We start from the raw sequence: 13,595 nt of genomic DNA on the forward strand, positions 1-13,595 counted from the left end.
ATTCAGTCAGCCAAGTTAGCAAATGGTCTTTTGTCAAATTGCCTGACAAAAGCCTTTATTAAATCTTGTTCTACTTTTCTGGGCTCCAAATCAGATAATGTTTTCCAACATACTACCAGTTCCCGAGCGCCTTCAATTTGCCATACCAGGCGGCCTCCCCAATGGCCAACGTTTCTTCCTTGACCAAATTTAAAATATTGATTTAATCTGGAATGCAGCGTAGCTTTCCCAGTAGAACTGCCTGCTTTGCCTATATAAAGAACCTTGGCACCTTCAACCCATTTCTCGTGCAGGAAAGGCAGTGCTACATTGGGATCCTTCCCTTTAAAGAATCCACCTGTTCCTTTCGGCAAAAAACTCATCTTATTTCCCCTTCCAACTATAAGGTATACACCCTTTTTACGGGAAATGCAACTACTATCAAAAAATAATTCTTGATAGGTTTTGAAGCCTGTGAAACCTGCTGCTTCTAACGCTATCAGGTCATCAAAATCATTCACCATTAAACATTCATTTTATTAGTTATTGCTCCGGCTCCAAAACCTCTAGTCCCTCATCAGCAATATTGCGTAGGGCTGTTTTCAAGTCCCCTATAAAAGGCCTAATAGCTTTTTCTAGCCTGTTGATGTGCTCAACAAGAAAAGAAATTATGGCTGGCCACTCAACTTCATTATAATAATTCTGCGCCGGTGCATAGAAGGCCACTGAGGACCTAATTATACCTTCACTACGCTCCCAGGAGAGGTTATCACCAAACTCCTTGTCGATCGCTTCTTTGTACCTATATAAGGCATCAAATAAAACCTTATTCTCCTCCTGTGATGCTCGCCCAAAGTTCACTTTAACGTATGATTTATCACTACTAATGACAACCTGGTAGGTTACATGTGTCACACCCACTCCAGCTAAAAGCGCATTATCCTTCGTGGGATTAGAATTCTGGTATAGTGGTGATTTAGTTTTTATCGCCTTCAAAAATTCACTCCAAAACCTAAGCCTTATTTTACTTCTTGTTTTATTAGACTCATCGGTTGAAACTTCCTCCTGCACCTTGTTGTTCATCGAAATAATGTATTCCTGCGCATCTTTTATTGGAATAATCTGATCGAAGGTGAGAAAATACTGTCCATTCAATTCATACGGAGTAGTTTTGAAACACTGCAAATGAATGTTAAAATTCATCAACCACAGCGCAGTGGAAGTAACTTCCTTTCTAAAATTCGCTGCCACCAAAATAATTCGCTGAGACATTCTTTGATTCAAAACCAATTCAGAGTATTCCTTTTCATCGAAAAATTCTTCCAATATATCTGTTGCAGTTTTACCTTCAGCGTTGCTATCCAGATACTTTTGAAAAATATCTCGAATATTTTCTTTGGTCAAAGTACTTCCATAGCTAGCGTACTTTAATGCCTGCCAGGTAACATCTCGTCCCGAATCATCCAGTTTATTTTCTATGACGACCAAATTCCCTGCCTTATCTAAAGCTAGTAAATCCGGACGCTCATACGTATCCTGAAATTCGTTAAACTCTTTCTGAATAATTAGCAGCTTCTCGCCAAACACTTCCGGATGACTAACTATCCATTCCTGAAGATGAGCACGTTCCGAAAAACCTGATTGAGAGAAAGTTTTCCTTAATAAGGGAAGAATTGTATTATTTACCTTATCAACTACATACATTGTTTAATCCTATTAATTTACCAGAAATTGAATAATTGGCTACAGATCTTCTTTATCAATTGGACATACGAAGAAATTCCCTTCCATCCTTTCCTATTATTCTTAATCCTTCACCAATTGATCGAAGCAACAAATTCCCCAGCTCGTTCTTACTATCAAACTCTTCCGCTTCTTTGCCCGTTACAGTGTAAATAGCCCCAAATCCAGGACAAATATTTAATGCTTGCATTGCTGTTCGGTAAAACTTATCCTGGAGTTTTCTTTCATCCTCGGCCCCAACAATAATAACACCTTCTTCTTTTAGCCAATCGAAATATTCTCGAACAGTCTCTTTTTTCTGTTGATATATTTCATGTGAATTTTCCGTCCAGAACGAAACATACTTCTTAGGATCAGGAACATCCTCGAACCACACTAAATTGCTTGATCGAAAAGCAACATGGAAATTTGCACTAACTTCCCAATCTTCCGAAAGATGGTCAACTTTAGGACTTGCGGCATAAAAGGCTTTGGCTTGAGTTTGCGTATCTCCAAAAAAGAGTGACAAATCGAGCCACCATTCGTTTTCTTTTACCCCATAGATTAATCCTATCTGCCTAATCTCGGGGTATGGAGTTTCAATGTAAAACCCCCAACCATAGTGGTATTTTACAGAGTCCTCATTAATTACAATTGATTTAAGCAGATTCTGTATTCTGCGATAAATGAGTTGCTGATTCCCCTTACATAAGTGAAAAGCGTCGTAAGGATTTAGAAAAGGAAAACGGTGATCAATAAAGGCAAGAAAATCCTCAATCATCATCTTCTCATATCCAGCAACAGAAGGAAGTTTAAGTAAATGACTTAACTGCCTAACAATCTCCTTCCATTCGAGTATTATCGGATTTTGGTAGACCTTGGTTTCTGAAGAAAGCCCCTCTCTGGAAGGCTCAACCTGACCAAACCAGACGTTAGCTGAGTTGGGTTTATTTTCAATGATGAATGTTAATTGATCGCCAAAAGTAATAAGGCCATCATACCGGGCATACCGGTCGCTGACCGCTAAACCACTAACAGTTGTCTTTATAGGAAGATCTGTAATCAAAACCGAGGCGAGCCAGTCGGATTCAATAACTGGATTAGATTTTTGCGTTTCAATTTGCCAACCATGCTCTACTAATTCACAAAGTGCGAAAGATTTCTCTTCCTTCGAAAGATCAAGGGTCAACTTACTTTTACAATAGTCAACAAAGATAGAAAAAGCATGAAAAGAATGTTTCAGTACAACAAGGTGCGCCCTGGTCAATTGATCCTCGTGGTATCCTTCTTTTGATTGATAGGGATTGAAATAATTCAAACGTTCCATACGGCCTAGAGGTTTAAATCCAATTTTGGTTACAAGATTCTAATAGAAGTGGAAGATATTGTATTTTCAATTACGCGGAAATAATGGGCGAATGACTTAGATCAACCTTTTGACATTTACGTATTACTACGTATAGTCATCAATTGAAGATATGGTACAAGTGAACCCAATAATAGATTACTTACGCTGTAAACACCCCCTCCTTTCTAAACCCATAATACTCCCTCCTCCTGACATACCCCAATTGGTTGGTCAACATCCGGGTATTCCCAATCAAAAATTCCGGCGAATTCTGGTGGTGATGCCCATAGATCCAGGCATCGATGGGAGAAGCGGCGATGAAATCGCTCATTTCTGTGGCAAAGGCCTCATTGACCGGCGAACCCATGAACTGTTTCGGGTAATGCATGAAGGTAGGGACATGGTGCGTAACAACAATACGGGAACCCGTAGCTTCCCCCACCGCCTGGGCAATGAAGTTCCGGCAATCCCGGTGCAGCTGGTTGCTGTGCAATGGCCGAAAGCGGTCAGCACCATATTGAATGTTCCGGTAGTCGGTCACGGCGCGGGAAACCTCCCACTCGGCCGCCGGCGACACATGCGACCATAAAGTCGAAAAGATAAGCGCCAGACCGTCCAACTGCTCTACCTGGTTATTGAGCAGAATGACGTTACTCCGGATCGACTCCCGGAAAGACCCAATACGCTCCGTAATATCGCTGCCAAAATACTCGTGGTTGCCCGGCAGCCAATACACCGTCTTGAACTGATCGCTTACCAGGCTAAAAAATTCCTGTGCCAAATCAAGTTCTGCAAAAGGAATGATATCACCTGCCAGCACCAACAGCTCCGCTTTCGGGATCAGCGGATTCGCCCGCAGCCACTTCGCATTTTCCGGCATCTCCAAATGCAGGTCTGAACAGTACTGTATCGTCGTCATTGTACCCATGAATATAAAACAAAACAGGAGAACCTGCCGGCTCTCCTGCTGTCTTCTTTTTGTTGGGCATCGTAGCACACCCATTTTGCTTTACCTATTTCCTAGTTATCGTCTCCGCTGTTAGTCGACCCAATTGGCAGGTGTACATTGGTCAGCCGTGATAGTCTCCGTACGCTCGGACCATTTATCCACCTGCTTGCCATCTTTGAACTGCAGCGCACTTACCTTGTGCGTACCTACCGGCAACACAATCGCCGCCGCATAATCGGAATTGGCAGCACCGCACTTGGGCTTCACGATACCATAAGGCTTGGTGATTGACCCCGCCACCTTACCATCAACCAGGATATCGATGCGGTCAAATACCGTGGTCTTCATGCTGGTGTAGTTGAGCAAGGTGCCTGTAGGCGTCTTCGGTTCATCCTTTTCCTTCTTACAACTTACAAATACGATAGCGAGGCCCAGTGCCAGAACGAATGATGCAATGTTTCTTGTTTTCATGACTATACTTTTGTTTGTTTATTTTGATAGTGCAAAGCTACCCGAGACGCTCCCCGACTTCAAACGCTTGTGACCGAAGCGGGGCATCTATCTCCGCGAAGCGTAGTGAAGAATGCCGCAGTTGCTATAGCGGCTTTACTGACCATTTAAGAATATCATGTTGCTGATACGATCCACTGGTGGATGACGTAAGTCCAATATAGTACTGACCACTCAGCCCGAGCGTAGCCGTCAGGTCCACCGCATACTCCAGCGCCAATGCACCATCGAAATACACGGTGATCTTACCCGCCGTATACCTGATCTTCACCACATGCGGCACCCCATCCTGAAACTCGGGCAGGTTATCTTTCGTAGCCACCCGCGCCGTATAATGTGTACTGTTGGGCTCTGTACCTTTGGTATGTATCGCCAGGTGATTGCTGTTCTCTCCCACCTCACTCTGCGTATCGAACTCGATGGCCAATGAATTGGGCACGCCCTCATACCCCAGCTTACCCTTGTTGCCGGGATAAGCATTGTCTACCAGCGTTGGTTTTGCTTTGGCGATTAACAGCGTGATACCATCTGCACCGCCATTGGCTGAATAGGGAATGCGAAAACTGAACTCCGTTTCAAAACCCGCCGTCATCGGCGTGGTCCAGAATGCCTGGCCCGCCAGGAATACCTTGGCCTTGGTAAGCCGGATCACGTTATCGGTCAATGTAGCATCGCCCTGCAGCTCGATATTGTCCATCGGGAAAGGCGCCTGCCCTGCCGGCCAGTTCTTCATTTCCCAGGCCGCTTCGGTGGCCAGTTGCTCGTTGTTGGTGGCCGCCACATCGAATATGCAACCACTCAATGCAGGCTCCCCTTTTACACCTGCGGCTTCACACACGCCTTTTGCCCATGCTTTCCGATCGGGCTTGATGTCTACCACCGTACTGGGGAAATTCTTTTTGGTATAGCTGGTCGTCGTTTTACCGGAGGGATAATAGAACAATGACTTAGCCTGCTCGATACGCCAACCATCGGCATAGGTAGGATACAATCCTGCAAAAGTGAGCGGTACCGACTGTCCCCCCGGCATCACCAGGTCATTGGCCGGGTTACCATCATTGTTGCCCAACAGTCCAATCACTTTTCCGGCACGGCCTGTTGCGAGCTTTACCGTATAATCTACGTGCGTACCCAGGTAGCCCTTAGTAAGACGCACCTTTACCCGATCGCCCTTGCTGGACTTGATCACCAGCACCGGAAAGTTCTTTTCCATACCGAGCGACAGGCTGGCGCCACCCTGCAAGGCAAGGGTCTGAAAATCGATGGCCCGCTGCACATTGTTGATGTACAGGTTTTGCGGTCCGGCCGAAACACTGATGATATCTGTGCCCGTATGCACAGCGACACCTGTTGTAAAAGTGGCCTGCAAGGAACCAACAACAGCCTCCTGCCTTACCTGTACTTCAAAATTATCTGTCGTCGACTTCACTCCGATGAACTCGCCGTATCCCTGGAAGTCGTAGAAATATCCATCGGGCGTAAACAAGTGCGGATCTCCATGTCCGCCCCCTTCTCCATCACCTTCCTGGGGCTCGTCTTTGCAACTACCTGCCCCCTTCGACTGTGCCCCGTAGTTCATGGCTGCCGGCATAATGCTCATGGCAAAACTTTCGAAGTCGATACCATTGGAATAGGTCTCGGCAAATCCAGAGATGGCATTGAGGTTATCGGCCGTACTGATGCAACCAAAGGCCGGCTCGCCCTTCATCAGGTTGCCGATGGCATCGGCCGTCGACTTACAATTCTGGTAGGTATTGTAACCTGCCCATAGCGCGGCGACCGGACCACCCATCGCAATACCACCTACGCCCATGGCACAACCGAAAGCGCCCGTAAGCACGTAGGTCGCCTGCGCCAGCCACTCATCAGACCCCGGCTCTTTGACAATTATCACATGGATACTGTCCAGCTCGCCATACTTGTCTTTGTGGCCAAAGGTGGCGTACTGGGTTTACCCGCATCCACCAACGGGGGATGATTAAGCTACTTTTGATTTGCATGGCTATGTATTTACTGAGGATGCAAACCTAACCTGCCTGTACAGCGCCGGGAAACGCTGCTTACCGAACGGGGTCGTTCGCTACCGGGAAGCGGGGAAATTTGGGCCGCAGGCGTTGGCCGTTATTTTGTATTTTAGCGTATCCTTTTATAGACTGGCATATGAACATTACCAAAACCCTCACACTGATCGCCTTTATTTCTTGCTTAGCATCATCTTGTGGTGCCCCTGCCGCTAACCACCAACTGGCCGGCACCTGGCAATCGCTCTGGAAAGAAGACATGAAGCTGCAAATTCATTTTGATGGTAAAAACAGTTTCAAGACCACGCTGCAAAGGACCGGACAGGAACACACCAATTATGGCTGGTATGCCGTGCAAGACAATATTTTCCTGGTAAAAGACTCCATCGATCTTCCCCTACCCGTGTGCAACTACACGGATACCGGCAAATACCGTATACAGGTAGGGAGCGATACCCTCAGCTTTGAGCTGATCGCCGACACCTGCGAGCACCGTGGGCTGGCATTGCGACTCGCGAAGTTTGTGAGGGTGAAATAGCAGCTACCTGTCGAACCATTTTTTAAAGGCAGGCGCCTTTTCGCGGCTCACATCGGTTTCTGTATTGAGCGGTGCAATCATCTTCAGGGTCAGCTTCTGGTTATCCAATAATTTTATGCTCTTAATGGCATCTATGTTGACAATGTATTGTCGGTTGGCCCGGTAAAACCTGTTGGGGTCCAATAGCTCTTCAATCTCTTCCATCGAGGTATAATCGAGGATATGCTTTTCGCCAGAGAAGGTATAGAGATAAACGACTGCCTCTTTGACCAGGCAGGCTACATCGGCGGTGTTGACGGGCGTCCACTGTTGCCGGATATTGATGATGAATTTTTCCTTGTATATGGGTTTCTGTTGGCCGCCACTGGCGAATATATCCAGCAGTTGCTGCACATTGATCGGTAACTGCGCAGCAGCACGCGCCACCAACTGCCGGCACTTGTCGATGGCGCGCCTGAGCTCATCTACTGATACCGGTTTCAACAGGTAATCGACCCCATTGACTTTGAATGCCTTGATCGCATACTCATTGTACGCGGTCGTGAAAACGACGGGGCATTTAAGCGTAAATTCTTCCAGCAGGTTGAAGCTGACACCATCACCCAATTGTATATCCATGAACAGCACATCGGGCTCTGCATTCTCCAGGAACCAGCGTTTGGCGATTTTCAAGGTAGCCAGTTTGGCCACGATCTCTACATCCGGCGCCACGGCGGCTATCTTGGTTTCCAGCTCGCGGGCTACCAGGCTTTCGTCTTCGATGATCACTGCTTTCATATATGGTTGTTTTTACGCTTTACTATTATAGGAGCGGCACTTTCACCATGAAGTGTTCCGCCGTTTCGATGATCTCCACCGGTCGCTGCGACAGGAACTGGTAGAGGGACTGGAGCTGCGCCAATCCCTGGCGGTTGCTGGTTTCCACAAAACTCTTTTTATTCAGCACATTCTTTACGATGAGTGTTTCCTGCTCTACAAAAACATCCATCACCAGGGGTTCATCGACCGTAACGATGTTGTGCTTGATGGCGTTTTCCAACAGGTTTTGCAGGGTGACCGGTGCTATGCGCAAATGATGGTATTGCTCCTCTACCCTGATGCGTACCTGCAAGGCTTCTTCAAAACGGATCTGCTGCAGGCGGAGGTAGTTTTCGGAAAACTGCACTTCATCGCCCAACGGCACCAACTCTTTATCGCGGTTTTGCAGGATGTACCGGTAGGTACGGCTGAGCCCATCGAGGAATTCGCCGGCCATGTTGGCGTCGATACGAATGAGGCTACTGAGGGAAGTCAGCGAATTGAACAGGAAGTGGGGGTTCAACTGCTGCTTGAGACTCTCGTACATGACCATAGCCTTTTCTTTCTCGAGCAGGCTGGCCTTGGTTTGGAGTTCGTAAAACAACCGTTGGTTGCGCAGCCGGATTCGATAGACGATATAAATCACAGCACAAAACAGCGCAAACACGCTGGCAGCAAACCACCATGTTTTATAGAAATAGCCTGCTACATAGATGGAGACCGATTCTACACTGCCTTCCTCCTGCCCAGAGCCGCCTACTGCTTTTACGCGGAAGGTATAGTTGCCCGCCGGCAGGTTGGAATAACCCGCATAGCGGGTACGGGTGTAGATCCAATTTTTATCAACCCCTTCCAGCATATAAGCATAGCGCTGGCTGCCCACGCGGTTGAAATCGATGCTGGCAAACTCGAAGGTGAACTGATTTTCGGATGGCTTGAGCCTGATCTGACTAAAGCTGCCCAGGTCATTGCCATAGTATCGCTGTTGCCCGTTGACGGTAAATGACGTGATGAGTAGTTGTGTATTGTAGAGGGCGATATCCAGTTCGCTGGGCCAAAACTCGTAGTAGCCACCCGTGCTCGTAATGATCATATCGCCCGTTTTGGTGGTATCGATGCGACTGCCGATATACGGATTCTCCAGCCCTTCGCCGGTGCCATAATTGACAACGATACCAGTGCGGGGATCGAGGCGACAGAGGGCGGTTTGCGTGATACACCAGATTTGTCCGTCGATACCGGCCACTACACTTTGGACCATATCGGAGAGGATGCCATTTTCGGCGGTATACACTTTTTGAAAGACGGGCTTATGATCTATGGTCTTGTATTGCAACAATCCGCCATCGGTGCCTACCCAGGTGCTGCCGTCTCTGCCGGCCACAATACCGGTAACGACATGCACGGACATACCCAAGCCCGTATTGATGGTAGTAAAGCTTCGATCGCCGCGGGCCAGCCGCCCCAGGTACCCCTGACTGCCCCCTATCCATATACCGCCGTATGCATCGGGCTGAATGGCCCGGATATCGGCCACGGGCAGATGCCGCCCGCCCGTTGCATCGGGTGCGTAGTGTGCCAATACCTGGTCATTATCGGCATCATACACATAACAACCGCTGTACCGCGTGCCGATCCAGAGTCGCCCCTGCGCATCTTCGCGCAGCAATTGCAGGTGGGTACTGAGCCCATTGGACAAAGCGCCCAACCCAGGCTGTACGATGGTCAGTGTTTTGCGTTGCGGATCGAGGCGGTGCAGGTAGTCGCGGGTGAGTACCCATATTCTGCCCTGGCGGTCTTCGTGTATATCGGTCACCTGCAGGTCATTGTCTTCGGCAGGCAGGTTGTGAAAGGGTAGGGTGGTGCGCTGCTTCGTTCGTTTATCCAACAGGTGCAGGCCATCGCCATTGTGCAGACCAGTGAGCTGGTAGCGGGCATTTACAAATACCTTGCTGACAGCATATTGCTCGCGCCCGGGGGCCCTGGCTATAGGCACCGGGATGTAGGAAAAGCGGCGTGCCAGGTTCCAGATGCGCAGCAACCCACGATCACTGGCGACCCACACATTGTTGGCCTTATCGCGGATGATGTCTTTGTACTGCCCGGTACGTTGATCTGCTGCTTCCAGGAAACTGAACTTGCCGGTTGAGCGTTGAAATACGGCTGGACCTTTGTTATCGGTGAGCACCCAGATAGTATCGTTACCCTGCAGGTTGAGGTCGACGATGCGGTGCGTATTGGCGTCGCCGGTTTGTATCATATTGTATTGCCCCCACTGATGCGTGTCGATGTTGTAAGACAGAAGGCCACCGGAGCGGGAGCCCAGCCACAGGGTTTGCTGATCGCGCGCGACGGTTTGAAACCATTCGTCGTTACCGGCTGTAGCGGTAAGGGGTTGGCGTCTTACCGTCGTCATTTGCCCATTGGCGGTATTGAACTGGTAAAGACCTGCGCGGGTGGCAAGCCAGAGCAATCCATTGCTTCCTTCCCGAGCTGCATAGACGGTGTTGTATCCAGCGCCGAGCGTGGCGGCCAACGGTTGACCGTCGCTGCCAGTAAGTGGGTAGTTGCGGTATTTGCCGGTGGCTTTATCGAGCAGGTAGAGCCCCTCGTGTTGTACACCGATCCATACCTGATTGAGGTGATCGATGAAGAGCATGGTAATCTCTCCCTGGCGGTCACTGGTGGTATCGCGCTTGAGCGGAAAATGCCGAAAGCGACCGGTGGCGATGTTATAGCGGCTTACGCCGCCATAGAGGTAGCCGATCCAGATATCGACGGTTTTATCTTCGGCGAGTTTGGTGACATAGTTGGAGCTAATAGAATTGGTATCGGTACTGCTTTTGCGAAGGACGTTGAAATTGTAGCTGTCGTAGTAATGAAGCCCATCGGGGGTGCCGAACCAGAGTACGCCGCGGCTATCCTGTAGCAGGCATTGGATGAGGCGACTGCTGAGTCCGTCGGACTCGGTATACTCGGTGATCTTGCGCTCCACCCGTTGCGCACGAGCGTCCTTGCCCAGGAAGAGCAGGAAAAGGAGCACGCAGGCGATGAATGGCATTCTGGGCATCAGTACTTTACAGGGTTTTCAGACCACTAAAAATAGGAGGTAAACCGTGTTGCCCAATGGATTAGCACCACTTTTTGACGGAAGCGTAGTAAATGCGGGGCGGAAGCGTGGGATTATCCCTCGTAATCGATATGCTTCGGCCGCAGGAAGAGTAGCTGCACCAACAATACCGCCAGCACGATCACGGACAGCATAGCAAAGTCACGCCCCAGGTTGCCGGCATCGGTCGACTTGCCCAGCCAGTCTGTAATGAAAGCGCCGGAACATACCCCCATCATATTCATGAGCCCATAAGCCGTTGCCCTATAACGGGGCGCCACAAACTGGCAAAGGATCGGCATATTGTTGGCATCGAACATACCAAACCCAAAACCAAAACAGAAGGCGGCGGCTATGATACTAAACAAAGAGGCACCGAAGCCGACTAGCAAAAGCGCCGGTATCGTAAGCCCCAAGCCAATCGCACTGGTATAGATACGCCCCTTGAGGAGCCGTTGCACCCAACGGTCTGACAATACCCCACCAGTAATCACACCCAGGAAAGAAGAGGCGGCAATGGTAATGGTCGCCAGCGGACCCGCTGTGGCCATATCGATGTTGAGCTTGTTCGCAAATAAGGTAGGCAACCAGTTCTTCACGCCCCACCCCGGTATACTCGGCACGGCGAAGTAAAAAAGAATGATCCAGAAGGAAGGATTGCCGAGTAAGGTAGCCAGTCCCTTAAATAGGCCGGGACGTGGCGTTGCATCCTGCAAAGCGGGTGCCGGCTCCGTTAGCCGTGGCTTATCCCGCAGGAATAACAACAACACGACCGAATACACCATGCCAATTAACCCAAAGGAAAGAAACGCATGTTGCCAGGAGAAGGTACCGGCAATGGTAGCACCAAAGCCACCCAGTGCCTGCCCCATGTACAGTCCCGTCATGTGTATACCTATAGCCAGTGAACGCGTGCGGGAGGTATGGTAGTCGGCAATCATGGCCAATCCGGCCGGTATGTACACCGCCTCACTGACACCCATGATGGCGCGCAGCCAGTACAACTGATCGAAGGTAGTAGCATATCCCATCGCAAACGTAACGCCCGACCAGATGAACAGGCTGGCCACGATGAGCCATTTGCGATTGACCTTATCGGCAATGATGCCCGCCACCGGGCTCATGAAGGCATATATCCAGAGAAAGATGGCCATGAGCCGCCCGAAATTGGTAGCACTTTGTAGTTCGCTGATATCGATCTGCATGGATGGTCGCATGGTACTCAGCATTTGCCGGTCCATGTAATTGAGCAGGGCCACGACCCACAGCAAGCCAACGACGATCCAGGGGTAGGTTTTATTTTCTTGGCGCAAAACGTGTTTCATTTATGGTGAAGCAATATAAAAGGCAACTAGGCATAAAGGCAACCAGGCAACGAGGTTCGCGGACAGGAAATTTTCCCGCGGACACGTCCCGGAAATTACTGCCCGCATGGCACCCCGACCAGCACCCTTGGCGTGCGGGTAGCGGGTCGTACTTCGCCACCGGGCAATACCAACCTTCCCTCCCACTGCACCAAGGTTGTTGTAACGGGTGCCCACACACTGTTGTTGGGATGCTCTACGGCATCAGTTTCTTTGCGCGTCATTATTTTACCCCCTGTATGCCAGCGATTCTCTTTTGTATTATAGACCAGGACGGCATCACTAAAACCGGGATGCTGCTCTTTCAGTTCTCCCGCCTTCGGTGCCAGCACCCCATCATCGCCACCCACGATCAGCAACTGACCATTCGGGGTTGTATAGGCCGGTGAAGGCGCAGCTACTACGGAATGCGGCAATGGCGGTAATATTTTCCAACCTTCTGCCGTGCTGTATACATAGGCATCCGTCAGGTATTGACGTTTACCGTCTACGAGTTGTGTACCGCTGAACAAATAGAAACGATCATCCACAGCACCAGCTACCGCCAGCATCCGCGAAGGGCCGGGCCAGTGTGGCAATTGCCGCCAGCCATCGCCGAGAGCGTTCAGGTCCAGTTGTAAGAAGGCCAATGATGTAGCGGTGGAATCAGCTGACTGCAAGCCACCTGCTATATATAGGTAATGACCGGCCACCGCACCACTGGTATTTGCCAGGGTGAATGGTAGCGAGGGAAGAGAATCGATTTGCAGCGCTCCCCCTTGCCAGCGAAGCTTGTATACTTTATCGGTATGCCCGTGTTCGTTGCTGCCACCTGCAATGATGAGTCCGTCGGGTACAGAGGCTGATACACCATATCCCAGTGGCATAGGCAGTTGGCCTGCTTCGCACCAGTTGCGCCCAAATTTTTCCAATACAAATACTTTATTATACCAGGTTTTGACGGAGCCGGGCTTCCAGGGTGCGCCGCCATTGGGAAAATTGGCCCCACCGGCAACGATCATTACACCATTGCTGATGCCAGCAAAGGAGCCAGCAAATCCGGTATTATCGGGTATGGGTGGCAAGCTATCCCAGGTAAAAGCGTTGTCGGGGCAGGATGGTTTGGTACCATCGGTACAGTGCAGATTCATGAGCAGGATTGTAATAATGATGGCAAATAACGTTGTCGTCCGCATGTTTGTTAAGTGTTTAGGCATGGCGGGTTGATGCGATATGCTGTCTTTATGTACTACATATCGCCAAATGTAAGGCTTATTT

General features: G+C 49.4%; 11 protein-coding genes. 1 reads left to right on the forward strand and 10 read right to left on the reverse strand.

Annotation, left to right across the window (positions count from 1 at the left end):
• Positions 1-2: 2 nt before the first annotated feature.
• The 6 genes from P2W70_RS26940 to P2W70_RS26965 form a co-directional block, all read right to left on the reverse strand.
• Positions 3-503 carry a GIY-YIG nuclease family protein gene (locus tag P2W70_RS26940; protein WP_276484664.1) on the reverse strand — a complete coding sequence of 167 codons (501 nt, stop codon included), beginning with the start codon at positions 501-503 and terminating at the stop codon, positions 3-5.
• A gap of 19 nt (positions 504-522) precedes the next feature.
• On the reverse strand, positions 523-1,683 hold the full coding sequence (locus tag P2W70_RS26945; RefSeq protein WP_276484665.1) for a DUF4268 domain-containing protein: 1,161 nt from the start codon (positions 1,681-1,683) through the stop codon (positions 523-525).
• 55 nt (positions 1,684-1,738) lie between these two features.
• Positions 1,739-3,028: a hypothetical protein gene (locus tag P2W70_RS26950; RefSeq protein ID WP_276484666.1), complete on the reverse strand. Its 1,290-nt coding sequence runs from the start codon at positions 3,026-3,028 to the stop codon at positions 1,739-1,741.
• Positions 3,029-3,209: 181 nt separating this feature from the next.
• Positions 3,210-3,968 (reverse strand): metallophosphoesterase, encoded by a 759-nt coding sequence (locus P2W70_RS26955; RefSeq protein WP_276484667.1) that lies wholly within the window; start codon positions 3,966-3,968, stop codon positions 3,210-3,212.
• 120 nt (positions 3,969-4,088) lie between these two features.
• Complete coding sequence (locus tag P2W70_RS26960) at positions 4,089-4,469, reverse strand: hypothetical protein (protein WP_276484668.1); 381 nt, start codon at positions 4,467-4,469, stop codon at positions 4,089-4,091.
• A gap of 124 nt (positions 4,470-4,593) precedes the next feature.
• Positions 4,594-6,402 carry a VWD domain-containing protein gene (locus P2W70_RS26965; protein WP_276484669.1) on the reverse strand — a complete coding sequence of 603 codons (1,809 nt, stop codon included), beginning with the start codon at positions 6,400-6,402 and terminating at the stop codon, positions 4,594-4,596.
• A gap of 266 nt (positions 6,403-6,668) precedes the next feature.
• On the opposite strand from P2W70_RS26965, the gene P2W70_RS26970 reads away from it, so the two are divergent.
• Positions 6,669-7,067 carry a hypothetical protein gene (locus P2W70_RS26970; protein ID WP_276484670.1) on the forward strand — a complete coding sequence of 133 codons (399 nt, stop codon included), beginning with the start codon at positions 6,669-6,671 and terminating at the stop codon, positions 7,065-7,067.
• Positions 7,068-7,070: 3 nt separating this feature from the next.
• Here the strand turns inward: P2W70_RS26970 and P2W70_RS26975 are convergent, their stop codons facing one another.
• From P2W70_RS26975 to P2W70_RS26990, 4 genes are all read right to left on the reverse strand, one after another.
• A complete protein-coding gene (locus P2W70_RS26975) occupies positions 7,071-7,844 on the reverse strand; it encodes a LytR/AlgR family response regulator transcription factor (RefSeq protein WP_276484671.1) in 774 nt (257 codons plus the stop codon).
• 25 nt (positions 7,845-7,869) lie between these two features.
• Positions 7,870-10,935 (reverse strand): sensor histidine kinase, encoded by a 3,066-nt coding sequence (locus tag P2W70_RS26980; RefSeq protein ID WP_276484672.1) that lies wholly within the window; start codon positions 10,933-10,935, stop codon positions 7,870-7,872.
• A 113-nt stretch (positions 10,936-11,048) separates the two neighbouring features.
• Positions 11,049-12,287, reverse strand: coding sequence for an MFS transporter (locus tag P2W70_RS26985; protein WP_276484673.1), 1,239 nt, complete (start codon positions 12,285-12,287; stop codon positions 11,049-11,051).
• A 107-nt stretch (positions 12,288-12,394) separates the two neighbouring features.
• The gene (locus P2W70_RS26990) at positions 12,395-13,513 is read right to left on the reverse strand and encodes a galactose oxidase (RefSeq protein ID WP_276484674.1); all 1,119 of its coding nucleotides are present in this window, start codon (positions 13,511-13,513) and stop codon (positions 12,395-12,397) included.
• Positions 13,514-13,595 lie beyond the last annotated feature (82 nt).

Origin of the sequence: Paraflavitalea pollutisoli, assembly GCF_029360705.1 — a bacterium.
Taxonomy (GTDB): Bacteria; Bacteroidota; Bacteroidia; order Chitinophagales; family Chitinophagaceae; genus Paraflavitalea; species Paraflavitalea pollutisoli.

Coding starts and splice junctions, on each gene's coding strand:
- P2W70_RS26990 (WP_276484674.1), bottom strand. CDS start 13,513: ATGCGGACGACAACGTTATTTGCCATCATTATTACAATCCTGCTCATG.
- P2W70_RS26980 (WP_276484672.1), bottom strand. CDS start 10,935: ATGCCCAGAATGCCATTCATCGCCTGCGTGCTCCTTTTCCTGCTCTTC.
- P2W70_RS26955 (WP_276484667.1), bottom strand. CDS start 3,968: ATGACGACGATACAGTACTGTTCAGACCTGCATTTGGAGATGCCGGAA.
- P2W70_RS26950 (WP_276484666.1), bottom strand. CDS start 3,028: ATGGAACGTTTGAATTATTTCAATCCCTATCAATCAAAAGAAGGATAC.
- P2W70_RS26960 (WP_276484668.1), bottom strand. CDS start 4,469: ATGAAAACAAGAAACATTGCATCATTCGTTCTGGCACTGGGCCTCGCT.
- P2W70_RS26940 (WP_276484664.1), bottom strand. CDS start 503: ATGGTGAATGATTTTGATGACCTGATAGCGTTAGAAGCAGCAGGTTTC.
- P2W70_RS26970 (WP_276484670.1), top strand. CDS start 6,669: ATGAACATTACCAAAACCCTCACACTGATCGCCTTTATTTCTTGCTTA.
- P2W70_RS26975 (WP_276484671.1), bottom strand. CDS start 7,844: ATGAAAGCAGTGATCATCGAAGACGAAAGCCTGGTAGCCCGCGAGCTG.
- P2W70_RS26945 (WP_276484665.1), bottom strand. CDS start 1,683: ATGTATGTAGTTGATAAGGTAAATAATACAATTCTTCCCTTATTAAGG.